This window comes from Usitatibacter palustris, assembly GCF_013003985.1.
Lineage (GTDB): Bacteria > Pseudomonadota > Gammaproteobacteria > Burkholderiales > Usitatibacteraceae > Usitatibacter > Usitatibacter palustris.
In genome coordinates, this window is sequence record NZ_CP053073.1 from 2,856,311 (window position 1) to 2,875,109 (window position 18,799).

The 18,799-nt window shown below is 65.9% G+C and carries 15 protein-coding genes; 4 read left to right on the forward strand and 11 right to left on the reverse strand.

Features of this window, described 5'->3' with window-relative positions:
- Positions 1 to 27: 27 nt before the first annotated feature.
- Positions 28 to 1,551, reverse strand: coding sequence for a phospholipase C/P1 nuclease family protein (locus DSM104440_RS13925; protein WP_171163643.1), 1,524 nt, complete (start codon positions 1,549 to 1,551; stop codon positions 28 to 30).
- 184 nt (positions 1,552 to 1,735) lie between these two features.
- On the opposite strand from DSM104440_RS13925, the gene DSM104440_RS13930 reads away from it, so the two are divergent.
- The 4 genes from DSM104440_RS13930 (at position 1,736) to DSM104440_RS19330 (ending at position 5,459) form a co-directional block, all read left to right on the forward strand.
- Positions 1,736 to 2,581, forward strand: coding sequence for a hypothetical protein (locus DSM104440_RS13930; RefSeq protein WP_171163645.1), 846 nt, complete (start codon positions 1,736 to 1,738; stop codon positions 2,579 to 2,581).
- Positions 2,582 to 2,690: 109 nt separating this feature from the next.
- A complete protein-coding gene (locus DSM104440_RS19325) occupies positions 2,691 to 3,605 on the forward strand; it encodes a hypothetical protein (protein ID WP_212758080.1) in 915 nt (304 codons plus the stop codon).
- Positions 3,606 to 3,620: 15 nt separating this feature from the next.
- Positions 3,621 to 4,508 carry a hypothetical protein gene (locus DSM104440_RS13940; RefSeq protein ID WP_171163647.1) on the forward strand — a complete coding sequence of 296 codons (888 nt, stop codon included), beginning with the start codon at positions 3,621 to 3,623 and terminating at the stop codon, positions 4,506 to 4,508.
- Between the two features lie 51 nt (positions 4,509 to 4,559).
- On the forward strand, positions 4,560 to 5,459 hold the full coding sequence (locus DSM104440_RS19330) for a hypothetical protein (protein ID WP_212758081.1): 900 nt from the start codon (positions 4,560 to 4,562) through the stop codon (positions 5,457 to 5,459).
- Between the two features lie 25 nt (positions 5,460 to 5,484).
- Here DSM104440_RS19330 and DSM104440_RS13950 read toward each other — a convergent pair whose 3' ends face one another.
- The 10 genes from DSM104440_RS13950 to pdsR form a co-directional block, all read right to left on the reverse strand.
- Entirely contained in the window at positions 5,485 to 6,522 is a 1,038-nt protein-coding gene (locus DSM104440_RS13950; RefSeq protein WP_171163649.1) for a hypothetical protein, read from the reverse strand.
- 92 nt (positions 6,523 to 6,614) lie between these two features.
- Positions 6,615 to 8,024 (reverse strand): efflux transporter outer membrane subunit, encoded by a 1,410-nt coding sequence (locus DSM104440_RS13955; protein ID WP_171163651.1) that lies wholly within the window; start codon positions 8,022 to 8,024, stop codon positions 6,615 to 6,617.
- Positions 8,024 to 11,125, reverse strand: a complete 3,102-nt coding sequence (locus DSM104440_RS13960; protein WP_171163653.1) for an efflux RND transporter permease subunit — start codon at positions 11,123 to 11,125, stop codon at positions 8,024 to 8,026. Before DSM104440_RS13960 ends, DSM104440_RS13955 begins: the two co-directional genes overlap by 1 nt.
- A gap of 13 nt (positions 11,126 to 11,138) precedes the next feature.
- Positions 11,139 to 12,359, reverse strand: a complete 1,221-nt coding sequence (locus DSM104440_RS13965) for an efflux RND transporter periplasmic adaptor subunit (RefSeq protein WP_171163656.1) — start codon at positions 12,357 to 12,359, stop codon at positions 11,139 to 11,141.
- Between the two features lie 50 nt (positions 12,360 to 12,409).
- A complete protein-coding gene (ampD, locus tag DSM104440_RS13970; protein ID WP_425509639.1) occupies positions 12,410 to 12,976 on the reverse strand; it encodes a 1,6-anhydro-N-acetylmuramyl-L-alanine amidase AmpD in 567 nt (188 codons plus the stop codon).
- Positions 12,963 to 14,333, reverse strand: coding sequence for a sigma-54-dependent transcriptional regulator (locus tag DSM104440_RS19335; RefSeq protein WP_212758083.1), 1,371 nt, complete (start codon positions 14,331 to 14,333; stop codon positions 12,963 to 12,965). Before DSM104440_RS19335 ends, ampD begins: the two co-directional genes overlap by 14 nt.
- Positions 14,333 to 15,964, reverse strand: coding sequence for a two-component system sensor histidine kinase NtrB (locus DSM104440_RS13975; protein WP_171163660.1), 1,632 nt, complete (start codon positions 15,962 to 15,964; stop codon positions 14,333 to 14,335). Before DSM104440_RS13975 ends, DSM104440_RS19335 begins: the two co-directional genes overlap by 1 nt.
- Positions 15,961 to 16,182 (reverse strand): PP0621 family protein, encoded by a 222-nt coding sequence (locus DSM104440_RS13980; RefSeq protein ID WP_171163662.1) that lies wholly within the window; start codon positions 16,180 to 16,182, stop codon positions 15,961 to 15,963. The genes DSM104440_RS13975 and DSM104440_RS13980 overlap by 4 nt, the downstream gene beginning before the upstream one ends.
- Positions 16,183 to 16,469: 287 nt before the next feature.
- A complete protein-coding gene (locus DSM104440_RS13985) occupies positions 16,470 to 18,056 on the reverse strand; it encodes an ATP-binding protein (RefSeq protein WP_171163664.1) in 1,587 nt (528 codons plus the stop codon).
- Between the two features lie 10 nt (positions 18,057 to 18,066).
- Positions 18,067 to 18,759, reverse strand: a complete 693-nt coding sequence (gene pdsR / locus DSM104440_RS13990; RefSeq protein WP_171163666.1) for a proteobacterial dedicated sortase system response regulator — start codon at positions 18,757 to 18,759, stop codon at positions 18,067 to 18,069.
- Positions 18,760 to 18,799: the final 40 nt, after the last annotated feature.

Sequence of the window (18,799 nt, forward strand, 5' to 3'; positions counted from 1 at the left end):
TCTTTTCGAGACTGCTTCTTGCGGTGACTACTTCGCGGTCGTGTTGAAGGCCGAGTAGATGTAGCTCGCGGTGGACTGGTAAGCCTGGCGCAGCACCACGCCGACGGCGTTCTCCACTTCGGGCACGCCAATGAAGCACATGCCGGTGTAGAGCGCGCCGGTCTCCGGGTTCATCGAGCAGATCGTGCCCTTGTACTCCAGCGACTTCATCAGCGGGCCGGCGAGTTCATTGCCCGACTTGAGCGAGGTTTCGTGGAACACCTTGTCGGGCGTCATGCCCTTCCAGCGCGCGTCCCACGCTCCCGTCGGCGGGAACTTGCCCTGGATCATCGGCACCCACTCTTCGAGCGCTGCGTGCAGCATCGTCGGGATCTCGAGCGCGCTGAACGAGGTGGCGTGCATCGGCTGCGTCATGTCCGTCATGTAGTGCAGCGCCAGTCCGAGCGCGTAGCACTGCGCGTCGGTGGGTGTTGCGGTCAGGGTGTTGCCGGCTTCGACGATGCGCTTGGCAGCAGCCTGTCTCGCGTTGCCCTTCCAGTTGGCTTCCACGCCCGACAGCATGTACGTCACCGTCTTGGTCGACTTACCGTTCCAGTCTTTGCCGCTGGCGTTGTAGAAGTGCGTGCCGCCCGCGGTCTTGCCCGTCGGGTTGTCGACCAGGTCCTTGTCCGGATCGTCCGCATCCCACACGCCCTGCTGCCACTTGGCCTTGCACGCGGGCGTGTTCATGGCCTTCGCGGCGGCCTGCGCGACCGGATCCTGCGACGTCGAGAGCAGCTGGACACCGCCAAGCACGACGTAGAGGTGCGTGTTGCCGCGCCACTTCACGCTATGCGAGCAGGTGGAAACAGCGGTGCGGGTCGAGCCGGGAGGACACTTCGTGAAGCACAGCGATGCACCTGAGATGCCGTACTCCTCGCGGTCAGCCGAGCACGGGCCGGGATTCGGGAAGCACTTGTTCGCAACCAGTCCTCCACCGCGGCGCTCGCCGGGACCGCAGATGAAGCTGTCCGGACCCTTCGTATCGACGCCGCGGAAGCAGGTCTCGCCGGTCTGCGTATAGCCGGCAGGACAGTTCTTGTGGCAGCGCTTCACGACGTTGTCCTTGAAGTACCCGGCCGGGCAGACCATCGCGTCGGCGCTCTTGGAATCCGCGCCCCGGCTGCAGAAACAACCCATGTTCGTGTATCCCGCGCCACACCCGCCGAGGCACTTGTTGCCGTAGCTGCTCACGGGTCGGAAGCAGGTGAGACCCATGTTGGTGTATCCGGAGGGGCAGCTTGCGAGCTGCGACGGGGTGGAGATCGAGTCCGCGCCACGGCCGCATCCGGCGATGCCGATGTTCTTGTAACCCTCCGGACAATCGGCCAGCCTTCCGGGAATGACCGAGTTGGCGTACTTGGGTTGGGTATCGAGGAAGGTCGCGGCGTTCACGCCCCCGGTGCAGGCATCGGTGGTGCATTGCTTCGGGCCCGCGTCCCAGGCGAGGACGCCCTGTGCCGCGAACAATACGGTGATCAATCCGAGGAATCGGATGATGTGCTTTGTCATTTTTTTCTCCCTGGGGCGATGCGCCCTCGCCGCACACTGTCTGCTTCGGAGGGGGGCGGCGCAACGCGACTAAGGTCGCGGGTATCGGAATTTGCTGACACCACGGTGCGGAACGCGCCGACGGCGGACTGGCATGGGTGGCGGAATACTGCGCGTATCCATTGACCACGTCGCGAGCCCGCCCATGAACCGCCTCCCCTTGCTCGTCACAATCGCCCTCGTTTCCACCGCGGCGCTCGCCCAGCAACCCACGAGCATCTGCAACCCGCGACCCTGGGACAACAAGCTCTCGCTGCAATACGGGGTTCCCGCGAGCGACTCGCGTATCCAGTCGATGATCGCCGCGGTCCAGAACCCGGCGTCGAATCCGGCGCTCTACGACCGGATGCAGAGACCCACCGGCATCAACGCGACCAGCTCGAGCATGACGCTCACCTACGACCCCATCCAGGAACCGAGCGAGCTGGGCAACAGGCTTCAACAGGACTCGCAGCTCGCCGCCCCGTTTTCGAGTATTACGCCGCTGAGCACCGGATGCGGCACCGCCGTCCAGACCGCGCCGGTCCTGAGGCTCGTCGAGTACTACAACGGCGCGCTCAACCGCTACTACCTCTCGGCCAACGGCGATGAAATGGGCTGGCTCGATGCGGGCGGCGGCGGTGGCGGATGGAGCAGAACCGGCCAGATCTGGTCAACGCATGCGCCCGCGCAGCCGGTCTGCAACCAGCCGGCTTACCAGCCGGTCTTCCAGTTCTACTCCGCCGAGCGACATGCGCACTACTACACGCTGAGTCCGCAGGAATGCGGTTGGCTGCGCACCAACAACGGCGGCTGGTCGTATGTCGCGACGCCCTTCGGCGCGCTGCCCCCGACGTGCACGGGTGATGCGACCACGCCCATCAGCATGTTCTACAACCCGCAGGACCCGAGCCACCGCTACTCGTCGAACATCCTGATCTCGGAGTCGATGCGCGCGCAGGGCTGGCAAGGCTATGGCGTGCAGATGTGCGTGACGTCGCTGGGCAACTGAGTGGAGTGACCACCAAAGCGCCGACAAGAGCGTGCGGCATCCGCTGACAGAGAAAGCCTGACGCTCGACCTACGATCGTGGGCATCGACCACCAAGAAAAGACCCGCGCATGAACTCGAACAAACTCCTCGCCGTCGCACTCGCCTCGCTGGGCGCGACCCTCGTTCCCGTTGCTACCGTGACCGCCGGCTCCGGCCCGACCGAGATCTGCAACGCGAACCCCAGCTTCAGCTCGTCGATCACGCTGCGCTACAACGTTCCGGCCAACGACCCGCGCATCGAGAGAATGGTCGCGGCGGGCCGCGACCCGAAGTTCGACCCGGCGCTCTACGAGCGCATGGGCGCGCCGAAGCAAGTCCTCGTCCTGCAGATCAACGGCACCAACGTGATGATCCTCGACTACGCGCTCATCCAGGATCCGGAAGAGATGGCCGCGCGCATCCGCGCGGATGCCGAGCTTGCCGCGCCCTTCAACCTCGTCGGCGCGAATGGCACCTTCTGCGACGGCGTTCCGGCGGCCGCACCCACGGTGGGAGTCCGCGAGTACTACAACAGCAAGATCAATCACTTCTACATGTCGTCCAATCCGGACGAGATGGCATGGCTCGACGCCGGCGGCGGTGGCGGTGGCTGGGTTCACACGGGCGAGGCATGGACCACGCATATGGATTCGGCACCCAACTGCTACACGCCGAACTACTCGCCCGTGTACCTGTTCTACGGCACCCCGGGCATCGGCCCGAATTCGCACTACTACACTACGAATCCCGCCGAATGCGGTTACCTGCGTAATACCACCGGCTGGACGTACCTCACGACGCCCTTCGGCGCGCAACGCACCAACAACGGCGCGTGCACTTTGGAAGCGCCGGTCGGCCTGATGCTGCTCTACAACAACCGCGCGGCACAGAACGATTCGAACCACCGCTACACATCCAGCCAGGCGATCTACCAGTCGATGCTGGCACAGGGGTGGATCGGTTACGGCGTGCAGCTTTGCGTGAAGGCGAACGGCGCGCCCTGACTTAGAATGGCGCCCGTGAAGGGCGCGAAAAAACAGATCGGAAAAGTCGCCGCCGCGGGCTTGATGCTCGCGGCGTTCGGCGCTTGGGCCACGCCCACGAGCAGCTGCAACGCGCGCCCGACGATGAGCCAGATTCTTTTCGTCCTCAAGGATCCGCCGGACCCGCGAACGGCCGCCGTGATCAATGCTGCGCGCGACCCTGCATCCAACCCGGCGCTGTACGCGCGGATACAACGGCCCATCAGCGTCCTCGCTCCCGAGGATGCCAATGCGATCCTGCTGCACTATGACCCGATCCAGGATCCGTACGAGCTCAGCCTGAGGATCCGCGCCGACGGCGAGCTCATGTCGATCTTCCCGGAGCTGCTCTGGACGAGTGGCGACGTCGCGATCTGTCCGGCTGCCAATCCTCGCGTGCTGCGGGAGTACCACCACTCGACGCTCGATCACTACTACATGGCTTCCTCGAACGAGGAAATCGCGTGGATCGACCAGGGCGGCGCGGGCCAGGGATGGGCGCGAACGGGGCAGGTCTGGACCACGCGTGATGTGCAGCGCTGCCAGACACCGTCGTTCACGCCGGTCTACGTGTTCTACGGCACGCCGGGCATCGGGCCCAATTCGCACTACTACACCGCCAATCCGCTGGAGTGCGGTTACCTGCGCAACACCGTGGGTTGGAGTTACGTCTCTGCTCCTTTCGGTGCGCTGATGCCGCTGCAAAGTGGCGTGTGCCCGCCCAATGCGCCGTTCGGGTTGCGGCTCTTCTACAACAATCGCGCCGCGCAGAACGACTCGAATCACCGCTACGTCTCGGATCCCGCGATCGCCGCGCAGATGCGCGAGCGTCAGTGGATCGACTACGGCGTGCAGCTTTGCGTGGTGGGGCCTGGGGCGCCCTAGGCGGGCGTCGTTATAGAATCTGCACCGTCCTCAAATAACAAGGTGCGCTCCATGGGCCGCTACCGCCTCGCACTCGCCGCCTGCGCCGCGGCCCTCACCCTCGCCGCCCACGCCGGCCCGACCGCGATCTGCAACCCGGATCCGCGGCTCAACGCGGTCATCCTCGATTTCCCGGACGTCACGAACCCGCTCCTGCTCGACATCATTCGAGCCGTGCAGGTACCGGCGTCGAATCGGCCGCTCTACGACCGGCTTCGCCAGCCCACGTCGATCAAGGAACTGGCGGGCTCGCGCACGCTGATCCTCTACTACGACCCGATCCAGGACCTCGACGAGATCGCGCAGTCCATGCGCAACGACGTGCAGATCTCGTCGGCCTTCACGCGGATCCTCCGCGACCAGTTCGCGTGCGACGACCCGATGATGGCGCCGCGCCCCACGCCCGAGCTGCTGAAGATCGTCGAATTCCACCACACGGCGCAGGACATCTATTTCATCTCCGCACTGCCGGCGGAGATCGAGTGGATCGATGGCGGTGGTGCTGGCGGCGGATGGCGGCGCACGGGCCAGGCGTGGTTCACCTACGCGACCACACCCGGTTGCGCCGATCCCGAGTACAACCCGGTCTATCGCTTCTTCGGCACACCGGGGCTCGGTCCGGCCAACACGCACTTCTATACCGCGCGCCCCGATGAATGCGGGTGGCTGCGCAACACGCAGGGCTGGAGCTATCTCACGGTGGCATTCGGTGCGAAGCGCCCGCTGGTCGACATCGGTTGTCCGGCCGACGCGCCCGTCGCGGTGCGGCGCCTCTACAACAATCGCGCGGCGCAGAACCGCTCCAACCATCGCTACACGTCGAGCGACGCGATCTACGCGGAGATGCTCGCGAAGGGATGGCTGGGCGAAGGCGTGCAGTTCTGCGTGAAGAACACGGCGCTGGGGTTCTGACCCAGCGCTCTCTGCGCGTCAGCGGCTATGGGACTCTGTACACGCCCTCGGGTATCTCCAGCGTCCAGAGTTCCCACTGCGCGGGCTGGGCGTTCGGCGTGAGGTAGGGTTGCGCCGCGGCCTCGGGCGGTACGGAAAGAAACCTCTTGCTGGCGACCTGGCGAAGTGCAACCTGGACTCCAAAGGGCACGAGGTCGCCATTCTTGCGCACACCCGTCGGATCGACGATCACCCACTCGAGGCCGGCACGCGGCTGGCTGTCGGTGACCCGAGGCATGACCAGCCGTTGTGGGGGCGTGGGCGAGGAAAGGGGAGCGACCGCCATGATGTTCCCGGGCCTTGATCCCCCGTGCAGGAGAAAGAACGGCGTTCCATACCGCAGGACCGTGATGGGCGCGATCGAGGGAACGAGGACGCCCTTGAAGAGGATCGATTCGCGGCTGACGGGCCTGTGAACCACGGTCCCGTTTTCGGTGGCGGTGAGATACGTCTTGTGGAAGCTGCGGAGCTGGAACATTTCATGGACCGCCCACTGCCGCGGCAGGCGACCGGCCGCCGCCGCCTTGACGGGAATCGGAGTCCAGAAAAAGTCCGTGTGCGTCGGCGTCGTGAAATGCTCCGAGCGAACCTGTCCGTTCATGTCACGGATGGCGTTGCCCGCTTGCGGGTCCACGATCATCACGCGCCCGCCGTCGGCCATCGTCACGCAGCCGCCTTGGGGCCTGGTGGGAATCACGGACAGGTAACTTGGCGTGTGGCGCGCGATGCGCTCGGGCAGGTTCCTGAGCTCCTTGCCGTGAAAGGACTCGAATATCGGACATCCACCAGCCCCGGTCTTGGTCGTGTAGCGCCATTCTTCCCAGCCGGCCGTATTGGGCGAGAGCGCGAGAGTCTCGTCCGGAAGCGCGGACAGGTTTTTTCCCGATTGGCTGCCCTTCAGGTAGTAGAACTGGCCCTCGACGAGCGCGGGCGGTGTCGCCGCGGGTGGGCTCTGGGCGATCGCGCCCGTCATCGTGAGCGCGCCTAGAACGACGAAGGGACCAATTCGACGGTATATGTGCATGCGCCTTCTCCATTGATTGTTATAAGTGACTGCTGCGGCCGAGTGTAAGGCCGTTATGTATTCGCGGCCATATCCCGATGGAGGTCGCAAAATCAAGGCTTGTCGGTCGACGATCCTTCGGCCGGCAATTTCCACCCACCGCCGAGCGCACGGTAGAGATCGACCACGGCCGCCAGTTGCTGGCGGCGCGCATCCACGGCCTGAAGCTCCGCGGTGAACAGCGAACGTTCGGCATCGAGCAGGTCGAGGTAGCTCGAGTAGCCGTTGTCGTAGCGCAGCGTCGCGAGGTAGAGCTGGCGACGAAGCGCCACCACCGATTGATCGCGCGCGGACACGCGATCGCCCGCCACGCGCGTCGCGATGAGTGCGGTGCGAACTTCCCCGAATGCGCGGATCACGTTCGAGCGGTAGGAAGCGAGCGCTGCACGTTCATCGGCCGTCGCGAGATCGACCTGCGCCGCGGTTCTTCCGCTGTTGAAGATGGGTGCGGCAAGCGAACCCGCGAAGGACCACGCGCGCGCTGGTCCCGAGAAGAGATTGTCGAACGCGAGGCTTTCCCCGCCGTACGCACCGGTGAGGCCGATGACGGGAAAGTACGCGGTGCGCGCGCCCGCGATTCGCGCCTGGGTCGCGCGCAACTGCGCTTCGGATTCCTGGATGTCGGGGCGGCGCAGCAGGAGGTCCGAGGGCAGCCCTTCGGGAATCGTCGGCGGCAGGGGGATCGCCTCGATCTCCTTGCCCTGCGGGAAGCGGCGCGAATAGAGCGACTCGGGCGAGCGGCCGATGGCGAGTGCCAGCGCGGCTTCGACGCGCACGATCGCTTCGGCAAGATCAGGAAGCGCTGCACGCGCGATCGCGAGCTCGCTCTCGGCCTGGCGCACGTCGAGCTCCGAGGTGATGCCGCGCGCGAAGCGCTTCACGCGAAGGTCGTACGACGCGGCGCGCGATTCCACGGTGCGGCGCGCGATCTCCTGTTGCGATTCGAGCGAGCGCAGCTGGAAGTAGGCGTTCGCGACCTCCGCCGCCAACCCGAGCGTGATGGCGTCTCGCCCGTACTCGGAAGCGAGGAGATCGGACTCCGACGCGGCAACCTGGTTGCGGATGCGCCCCCAGAGATCGACTTCCCAGTTCACGACCAGCGAGGCGTTGTACACCGTCGTCGTGCGTCCGCCGGTGAGCGGATTCGTTTCCTCGGAGAGCCGCGCGCGTCCGGCACCCACCTGCCCGTCCACGCTTGGCAGGCGCTCAGAGCCGCTGATGCCCAGGCGCGCACGTGACGCATCGACTCGCGCCAGCGCGACTTCCAGCGTGGGGCTGCTCGCGAACGCTTCGGCGATGAGCGCATCGAGGACCGGCTCGTTGAAACCCTTCCACCAGTCGCGAACGATCTGGACGCGCCCGGGCTCGAGCGACGTCAGCGGCACGGTGGTTGGCGGCAGCACGTAGTTGGGCGCGCACGCCGCGAGCGACAGCGCGATGACGGCGGGCAGGAGCCGGCGCATCACTTGCCGCCTCCGCTGACTTTCATGATGAGGCGGAAGAAGAGCGGCACGAAGAACACCGCGATGAACGTGGCCGCGAGCATGCCGCCGATCACCGGCCAGCCGAGCGCGTGGCGGCTCGCGGAGCCCGCGCCGCTGGAGGTCACGAGCGGCACGCAACCGAGGATGAACGCGAAGGATGTCATCACGATCGGCCGGAAGCGTTGTCGCGCTGATTCGATCGCCGCTTCTCCCGGCGGCAATCCGTGCTCCATCTTGAGCACCGCGAATTCGACAATGAGAATGGCGTTCTTCGCCGCTAGTCCTATGAGCGTGACGAGGCCCACCTGGAAGTACACGTCGTTGGTGAGGCCCACGACCCACACCGCGAGCACCGCGCCGAAGAGCGCGAAGGGAACGGCGGTGATCACCGCGAACGGCAGCGACCAGCGCTCGTACTGCGCCGCGAGGATCAGGAACACCATGACGATGCCGAAACCGAAGGCGAGCGCGGCGGTGCCGCCGGCCGCCTTCTCCTGATAGGCGCTGCCGGTCCACGCGAGCGTGAAGTCGCCGCCGGCGGCTTCAGTCACCGTCTCTTCCAGCGCTTCGATCACCTGCCCCGTCGAATAACCGGGCGCGGGTGTGGCGAGGATCTTCGCTGCGGGGAACACATTGAAGCGCTCGACGAGCTCCGGGCCCTGCACCTGCGAGGCGCGGACCAGCGCGTTCATCGGGATCATCTCGCCCGTCTGCGAGCGCACGAAGACGTTCTTGATGTCCTCGGGCTTCGCGCGGAAATCGGCTTCGCTCTGCAATTGCACCTTGTACGTGCGGCCGAACTTGTTGAAGTCGTTCACGTAGAGCGAGCCGAACGTGGCCTGCAGCGCGTCGAAGATGGTGTTCACCGGAACGCCGATCGCCTTCGCCTTCTCGCGATCCACTTCCAGGTAGACCTGCGGCACCGTCGGCTTGAAGGTGGTCGAGACCGACGCGAACTCGGGGCGCTTCTTCGCGGCTTCGACAACGGCCGCCGCTTCATGCCCGAGCGCCTCGGAACCCGAACCCGCGCGGCTCTGCAGGTACGACTCCACGCCGCCCGTGGTCGACAGGCCCGTGATCGGCGGCGGATTGAACGCGAAGACGATGCCTTCCTTGATATGCGCGTTCACGGCGAGCGCGCGCTTGGCGAGCGAGAACGAATCCGAGCCCTTCTCCTTGCGCTCGTCCCAGTCCTTGAGTGTCACGAACATCGCGCCGGCGTTCGGGCGGATCGATCCGGAAAGCAGGTCGTACCCGGGCAGCGCCACCATGTACGCGACCTCGGGGAACTTCGAGACCACCGCTTCGGCCGTGCGCAGCGTCTGGTTAGCGCGGCTGAACGACGCGGCGTCCGGCATGATCGAGGCCAGCATGATGTAGCCCTGGTCCTCGTCGGGCACGAGGCCGCCGGGCACCACCTTGAAGAGCGCGCCCATGGCCGTGAAGAGGACGGCGATGATCGCGAAGGCGACGATCACGCGGCGCGAGATGAACGCGACGCCCGACGAGAAGACGCCGGTCACCTTCTCGAAGCCGCGGTTGAACGCACGGAAGAATCGGTTGGGCTCGTGGTGGCCGGGCTGGAGAATCAACGCGCACATCGCCGGCGTGAGCGTCAGCGCCACGAGGCCGGAGATCGCCACGGAGATCGCGATGGTCACCGCGAACTGCTTGTACATCTGCCCGGTGAAGCCGCCCATGAACGCGACCGGAACGAACACGGCGCACAGCACGAGCACGATGGCGACCACCGGGCCGGAGACTTCTTCCATCGCCCTGATCGCCGCGTCCTTGGGCGAAAGCTTTTCCTCGCTCATCAGGCGCTCGACGTTTTCCAGCACGACGATGGCATCGTCCACGACGATGCCGATGGCGAGCACCATGCCGAAAAGGGTCAGGAGGTTGATCGAGAAGCCGAGGAGATACAACCCCGCGAAAGTGCCGATGAGCGACACCGGGACCGCGATCGACGGGATGAGCGTCGCGCGGAAGTTCTGCAGGAAGAGGTACACGACGAGGAACACGAGGATGATCGCCTCGAAGAGCGTGTGCACCACCTCCTTCACGGAGATGCGCACGAACTTGGTTGTGTCGTACGGCACGACGTAGCTCATCCCCTCGGGGAAGCGCGACTTCAACCGCTCGAGCGTTGCGTACGCCTGGTCCGCGACCGCGAGCGCGTTCGCGCCCGGCTGCTGGTAGATGGCGACGAGCGCGGCGGGCGACTGGTTCACGCGCGCTTCCATCGAGTAGTCCTTGGCCGCGACTTCCACGCGCGCGACGTCCTTGATGCGGATGCGCGAGCCGTCGGGGTTGGACTTGATGATGATGTTGGCGAACTCCTCGGGCTCCTCGAGGCGGCCCTTGGTGGTCACCGTGTAGGTGAAGTCCACCGGATTCTTCAGGGGCTCGGCGCCGATCTTGCCGGCGGCGAACTGGGCGTTCTGCTCCTTGATGGCGTTGGCGACGTCGGACGGCGTGAGGCCGAGCTGCGAGAGGCGATCGGGCCGGAGCCACACGCGCATCGCGTAGTCCTTCGCGCCCATGATCATCGCGTCGCCCACGCCGGGGATGCGCTTCAACTCATCGAGGATGTTGAGGTCGACGTAGTTCGAGAGGAACACCTGGTCGTGCGCGGGGTTCTTCGACGTGACGGATGCGAAGAGCAGGATCGAGGTGGACTTCTTCTTCACCGTCACACCCTGGCGCTTCACTTCCTCGGGCAGCACGGGGAGTGCGGCCTGCACGCGGTTGTTCACGTTGATCGTCGCCTGGTCGGGATTGGTGCCGATCGCGAAGGAGACGTTGAGCGTCATCGTGCCGTCGGAGGACGCCTGCGATTGCAGGTAGATCATGCCCTCCACGCCGTTCACCTGCTGCTCGATCGGCGCGGCGACGGTCTGCGAGATCACGTCGGGCGAGGCGCCCGGGTAGAACGCGGAGACCTGCACCACCGGCGGCAGGAGGTTCGGATACTGCTCGATGGAGAGTGTTCGCATCGCGCCCAGGCCCGCGAGCACGATGATGATCGAGATGACGCTCGCGAAGATCGGGCGTTCGATGAAGAACTTCGAGAACATTCGCGAGCCCCCGCTATTTCTTCGCGGCTTCGGACTTCGCCGGCCCGGTGAGGCTTGGAGCGCCCGTAGGTGCCTGCGGACCCGGCGGCTTCGCGCCCGCGGCGACGGGCTTCACCTCGCTGCCCGGGCGCGCCTTCATCAGGCCGTCGACGATGACGCGGTCGCCTGCCTTCACGCCCGACACGATGACGATCTCGTCGCCCACGCGCGGACCCAGCACCACGGGGTGAGGCTCGACCTTGTTCTGCGCGTTGACCACCAGCACGAGCCGTGTGGCCTGCGCCTGGGTGATTGCGCGCTCGGGCACGGCGAACGCATTCTGGATCTCGCCCATGGCTGCCAATACCCGCACGAACTGCCCGGGCAGCAGCGTGCCCTTCTTGTTCGGAAACTCGGCGCGCGCGCGGATGGTGCCCGTCTTCGGATCCACCTTCGCGTCCGCGAAATCGAGCAGGCCCGGCGTGTCGTAGATCGTGCCGTCGGCGAGTTTCACGCGCACCGGGACACGCAGGTCCTTGGGCGCGACGACGCGGCCCGTGCGTATGTTCTGGTCGTACTCGAGCTTCTCGGTTTCCGCGAACGCGAAGTTCACGTACATCGGATCGAGCTGCGAGATCGTGGTGAGCAGGCCCGCATCGCCCGGGGAGTTGGAGACGAGGCTGCCTTCGCTCTTGTTCTCCTTGCTCGCGAAGCCGGAGATGGGTGCGGTGACGTTGGTGTAGCCCAGATTGATCTCGGCCTGCGTGACGTTGGCCCTTGCGATCGCGACGGACGCCGTCGCGCCTTCGAAGTTCGAGTTGGCGTCGTCGAAGTCCTTGCGGCTCACCGCGTTTTCCTTGAACAGCGGCACGATGCGGTCGCGGTCCTGCGTTGCGCGTTCGAGCGAAGCCTGTTGCTGGCGAAGCGATCCGCGCGCCTGGTCGAGTGCGGCGCGGAATGGATCGGGATCGATCTGGAAGAGCACCTGGCCTTCCTTCACCTGCTGGCCCTCGGTGTAGAGGCGCTTCACCAGGATGCCGGAGACGCGCGCCCTCACTTCGACTTCGCGGAAGCCCGCGGTCTGGCCGGCCTGCTCGGACACGAGCGGCAGCGTGCGCGGCTGGATCGTGACGACGCCGACTTCGGGAGGGGGCGCCTTCGGAGGCGCTGCTTTTTCACCGCAGCCCGCGAGGAGCGCGGCGACGCTGAGCAGGATGGCGGAAACAGGGACGTTCGCTGTGCTCGCGGGTTGCATCGTCTTCTCCGGGGATTCGCAGCGGGACCTGACACCCGGATGTTAACGCTTTAGCTGGCGAAATTCCTCACGCGTTCCCAGTCGAAGTACGGTCCCGGGTCCGTTTTGCGGCCGGGCGCGATGTCGGAGTGGCCGACAAGGGGAAGTGTGCCGTAGCGTGAAAACATTTCACGTGTCAGCGCCTCCAGCGCGGCGTATTGCTGCTCGGTGAACGGCACGTCGTCCGCGCCCTCGAGCTCGATGCCGATGGAAAAATCGTTGCACTTCTCGCGTCCCTGCCAACTGGAAACCCCCGCGTGCCAGGCACGTTTGTCCTCGGGTACATAAGTGATCACCTCGCCGTCGCGGCGGATGAGGTAGTGCGAGGAAACGCGCAATGCGGCGATGTCTGCGAAATACGGATGCGCGTTTGGATCGAGCCTGCCCATGAACAGGTCGTCGATGTAAGGCCCGCCGAAGTCACCCGGCGGCAGCGAGATGTTGTGGATCACGATGAGCTCGACCCGCGCGCCTTCGGGCCGCTCGTCGAAATGCGGCGAGAAAATAGAGGGGTCAGACCACTTAACTTCATCCGAAGTTAAGTGGTCTGACCCCTCTATTTTCTCAGTCGATGCCAAGGCGATCCAACCGGTAGCGAAGCGATCGGAAGGTGATGCCCAGCAGCTTCGCGGCGGCGGTCTTGTTGAAGCGCGTGGCTTCCAGCGCCTTGAGGATCGCTTCGCGCTCGACCTGGTCGAGGAAGTCGTGGAGCGGCAGGCCGCGGGTGCCGAGCGCGCCATCGAGCGCGGCCGATTTCTCGCGCGGCGTGGCCTGCGTGAGATAGAGGTCGGTCTCGCGGATCACGTTGTCGCTGCACAGGGCCAGCGCGCGCTCGAGGATGTTCTCCAGCTCGCGCACGTTGCCCGGGAAGTCGTAGCGCCGCAGTGCGAGCATCGCTTCCTCGGAGATCGTGGCGGGGTTGTTGCCCGAAAGGCGTGCGAACCGCTCCAGCACCTGCCCCACCATGAGGGGGATGTCCTCCGGGATCTCGCGCAGTGCGGGCATCTTCAGTTCGATCACGTTCAACCGATAGAAGAGGTCCTGGCGGAATTCGCCGGCATCGACTTGCTCGCCCAGGTTGCGGTGCGTGGCGGAGATGATGCGGACATCGATGGCGGCTTCCTCGGTGTCGCCGAGTCGCCGGACTTTCTTCTCCTGGATCACGCGCAGGAGCTTCACCTGCATCGCGAGCGGAAGATCGCCGACTTCATCGAGGAACAGCGTGCCCTTCTGCGCGGCCTGGAGGAAGCCGATGCGGTCGTTGTCCGCGCCGGTGAAGGCGCCGCGCCGGTAGCCGAAGAACTCGCTCTCCATGAGGTTCTCGGGGATCGCACCGCAGTTCACCGCGACGAACGCGCCATCCGCTCGCGACGAACCCATGTGCATGAGGCGCGCGGCGACTTCCTTGCCCGAACCCGACTCACCCGTGATGTAGACCGGTGCCTGCGAGCGCGAGAGCTTCGAGATCATTTCGCGCGCGCGCACGATGGCCGGCGATTCACCCAGCAGCCGCGGCGCTCCCGGCTGCGCCGTCTCGCCGATCGCTGCACGCCGCGCCTGCACGGGCTTCGGCAGCTTCAGCGCGCTCATCACGAGCGGGCGCAGCTGTTCGACCTTGATCGGCTTCGCGAGGTAATCGAATGCACCCGCCTTCAGCGCCGCCACCGCGTTGTCCGTCGAGCCGTACGCGGTGATCACCGCGACGGGCGTGTTGCCGTAGTGCTCGGAGATGTGGTTCAACACCGCGAGGCCGTCGCCATCGGGCAATCGCATGTCGGTGAGACACAGATCGTAGGGCCGGTGCTTCAGGGCTTCCTGCGCTTCCTGCACGGTGCCCGCCGTGTCCGCGTCCACGCCCATGCGCGTGAGCGTGAGCACGAGGAGCTCGCGGATGTCGGCTTCGTCATCCACGATGAGCACGGACTTGCGATTCATCAGACGCCTTTCAGGATCACGCGGAAGAGACCTCCCGGTGCATTGTCCGCGTATTCGATGCGTGCGCCATTGCCTTCGCAAAGCTCGCGCGCGATGTAGAGACCGAGGCCCGTGCCCTGGGCATCCGTCGTGAAGAACGGTTCGAAGAGATGCTGGCGCGCCTGCGGAACGACGCCCGGGCCGTCATCCTGCACGGCAATCTCGAGCAGGCCCGAGGTCACGCTGGTGGAGACGACGATGCTCACCGACCCGGGTTTCTTCTGGCCGTGCCGCCATGCGTTGCGAGTGAGGTTCCACATCACCTGGTCGAGATGCTGGCGGTCGAACCACAGGCGCTGCGAGGTGCGCACCTGCAGGTCGATCGATTCGGCCGGCACCTTCTCGGAAGCGCAGAACTCCTTCACGAAGTGCGTGAGCCACGGGCGCGGATCGATGGACTCGGGCTGCGCGCGATCGCGGCGGTTGAGGTAAAGCACCTCCTGCACCATGCGATCGAGGCGGAACACGTTCTCGCGGATGATCGTGAGCAAGCGCTCATCGGACGTGCGGTCCGGCCCGCCTTCGGCGATGAGGTCGGCGGCATGGCCGATCGAGGAGAGCGGATTGCGGATCTCGTGCGCGATCGAAGCCGTCAGCCGGCCGAGTGCGACGAGCTTCATTTGTTGGGCCTGCGCGCGGGCGCGGCCGACGTCTTCCACGAAGATCACGGTCGGCGGCGGATCGCCGGTGCCGATCGGGACGAAATGCACCTGCAGGTCGGCGTTGCCGCGCGGCGCACGCATCGACATGTAGGTCGTCTCGGAGCCGCGGTGCCAATCGTCGAGCAGGCGTGCGACTTCCGGCGCGAACTCCGCGATCGACTGCTTGCGTCCCGGCGGCAGCGGCCCGAGGAGCTGGCTCACGCGCGGGTTGTGCTGGCGGATCTGCCCTTCGCTGTCGACCACGATGATGCCGTCCTGCATGTCGCGGATCACGAGCTCGTTGATCTGCGAGAGGTTCGCGAGGTCGATCGTGCGCGCCTGCGCGAGCGCTTCGCTGGTCCGCGCATAGCGAGCGAGCGTGAAGCCGAGCGCGGCGGTCGCGAAGAGCGCGAAGCTGGTGAGCCCCGCCTGGAGGAAGTCGTGGATCGGCGCATCGTGGCGCCAGACCTGGAACGCCTGCTCCAGGAGCACGGCGAGTGCCGCGACCGCGGCGTGGAAGAACGCAAGTCGTCCGCGCGAGATGAGTCCCGCGGCCGCGAGCGACATGAGCAGGATCACGCCCAGGCCCGAACGCACGCCGCCGCTCGCGTGCATGAGCATCACGATCGCGATCACGTCGACCACGACGCCGGCCGTCACCTGCAGCGTGAGGCTGGGCTCGCGAAGGCGCGCGGGCACGAAGAGCAGGAACGCGACCGCCGCGTAGGTCACGAGCGTGGGCACCACCGACGAGGGCGACTGGATGCCGAGCTGCAGGAAGTTGTTGAAGAACGCGTAGCCCACGCCCATCAGGAGCGCGAGCACCAGTCGGTAGATGCAGAAGACCGCTAGCGTTTTCCAGGTGGTGTCGTCGGCCGCGACGACCAGCGGCATGCGTTCCCGTGAGCGCGCACGCTCGGATGTGTCGACGGTGCCCGGGGAGGCGCTCACTTGCAGTTGGGATTCTCGCGGCAGACGAGCTTGCCGTCCTGCTCCACCGCCTCGCTGCGCGGAAGGTTCACGCCGCAGCGTTGGCAGCGAACCATGTCCTCGGCGTTGGCAGGCGGCTTGGCTTCGTCGTCGGGCTTCTTCAGTTGCGAGCGGAAGAAGCCACGCAGCACCAGGTAGATCAGGAAGCCGATGATGATCAGGAGGATGATGCGACCCAAGGCCTTGCTCTCTCGATGCGGAATGCTTGAAGTCTACTAGGGAGCCTCTGAAGAATACACAAGGGTGCGCGACGGGCCGATTTCGGGATCGATTCTAGGCGCCGAGTCCGACGCAAGGTCCAGTACCTTGCTAGGACGAGCAACGACGAAGCGGTCCCGAAATCGACCGTCCCCTCAGGACGTCGTCCCATTTGGGACGACGTGCTCGCGGGTTGCGGCAGGTGCGGCGTCTGCTTCCATCCGCACCTGCCGCAACGCGCGTCCCTTGGGTATTCTTCAGAGGCTCCCTAAACCTCGACGCTGAACCGTACGCCGCGGCCATCGGGCAGGTTCGTCGCGTGCACCCGGCCGCCGTGGAATTCCGCGACCAGGCGGACGATATACAAGCCAAGCCCGAGGTGCCCCTCGCGCAGCGACACCATGGAGTCGAACACGTTGGCGCTCACCGACTCGGGCAGCGGCGGCCCGTCGTTCTCGACCGCGAGCGTGGCGCGACCCGGCCCGGGCGCGAGGCGCACGCGAATGGCGGTTTCAGGCGGCGCAAAGTCGAGCGCGTTTTCCACGAGCTTGTCGAGCAGTTGCGCGAAGGCGTCGGGAACGCCGTCGATCAGGATGGGTGCGGCCGGCGGCGTGTAGTCGAAGCGCCGCGCCGGATAAGTCGCGCGATAGCCTTCGACGCATCCCGTGATCACGTGCGCGAGGTCGAAGCGCTCGCGCTCCGTGCTTTCGAGCATGCGCTCGAGCCGCGTGCCCTCCGATAGGCGCGCGATGAGCCGGGAGAGGCGTTCGACGCCTTCGCCGGCGCGATCGAGATACACGCGCGCATCCTGCGGCAGCGATTGCGCCTTCAGGTTGTCCAGAGAGGAGCGCACGACCGCCACCGGCGTGCGCAGCTCGTGCGACAGGCGTCCGGCCATCGCCTCGAGGTAGGCGTTGTACTCGCGAAGGCGTCCGAGGACGGAGGCCATCGTGCGCGAAAGGTCGCCGATCTCATCGCGCGCCGGGCTTGCGGTGATGCGGCCGCGAATCCGCCCCTGCGGATCGATCGCGCCCTCCGCCTCTGCGTGCAGCTTGCGCACGCGCGCCGTCAGCCGCGTCGCAAAGACGATCAGGATCGTGAGCGCGGCTCCCACCACGGCGAGCGTCACGACAAGCAGGTCTTCGAGCGCGGACTCCTTGAGGATCTGGATCGAGCCGGTGGTTTCCTCGATGATCGCCGCACCCACGATGTCGTCGCCCACGAAGATCGGTTGCGCCGCGGAAAGAATGGCCACCTCGCGATCGCGCGTGCCGCGCCAGTGCGTGGACGACACGCCGATCAGCGCACGGTCGATCTGCGCGCGCACGGGTTTCGTTTCGTCGCCGGCGGGAACGTTGGGTGCGGACACGACAAGCGCCACGACGGGTTTGAGCAGTTCGCTCATCAGCCGCTTGGGACCCGTGGAGTTGTACGCCGTGCCTCCCACGCGCGCGTCCTCGCGCAGGCTCCCCGACAAACCGCGCACTCGCGAGCGCGTATCCACGACCCACACCCGCGACGAACGCCGGCCCATGATGTCGAGGAATCGCTCGATCTCTTCCGAAGGCTTGTACGCGGCGCCGAGACTCGCGGCAGCGGTCGGGTCTGCAGCCGCGAAGAGTGCGACGATGCGGCGCCGCTCCTCGTCCTCGGGATCGGCCGCGCCCGGGACATCCGCGCTGAAGAGCGCCTGGCGATCGGAGAGCGCGGAGGCGACGGCGCGCGCGGTGGCGCGAATCGATTGCTCCTGCGCGTTGCGAAGGAATGTTTCCATGCGCGCAATGAATTGCGCCGCGAGCCACGGGAGGACGAGCAGGACCGCCGAGACGAGCAGCAGCCGCAGGCGGATGGTCACGCGCGGCGACCTACCCTTCTTTCCAGCGGTAACCCATCCCGTACACGGTATCGATCCCGTCGAAGGCCGTATCGACCGCGAGGAACTTCTTGCGGATGCGCTTGATGTGCGAGGTGATCGTGCCGTCGTCGACCACCATCTCCGCGTCGCGCATCAGCTGGTCGCGATCCTTCACGTGGCCCGGATGCTTGGCGAGCGAATGGACCATCCAGAACTCCGTGACCGTGAGCTCGACGGGCTTTTCGCTCCACGTCGCGACCATGCGGCGCGAATCGAGCGCGAGGCGGCCGCGATGTAGCACGTCTTCCGCGGCCGGTGACACGGCACCGGCATCGACGCGGCGGAAGAGTGCCGCGATGCGCGCGAGCAGGTGCGGCAGGCTCACGTCCTTCGTGAGGTAGTCGTCCGCGCCCAGGCGCAGGCCCGAGACCACGTCGAAATCGGAATCGCGCGCCGACAGAAAGACGATCGGCAGTTGCGCGCTCGCCGCCCGCAGCTCGCGACACAGCGCGAAGCCGCCGTCGATATCCGCACCCAGGCCCACGTCGATGATCGCGAGGTCCGGCAGGCGCGTCGCCAGCGAGCGCGAGGCACTCGGGCGGTCCCCGAAGGCGGCCACGTCGTAGCCCGCGCGCTTCAACGCGTCCGTGTAGTTCTGGCGAATCGTGGGGTCGTCTTCGATCAGTGCGATGCGTCGGCTCATGGGCCGATTATTGCAAAGAACCCGCGCCGGCTGTCCGCTC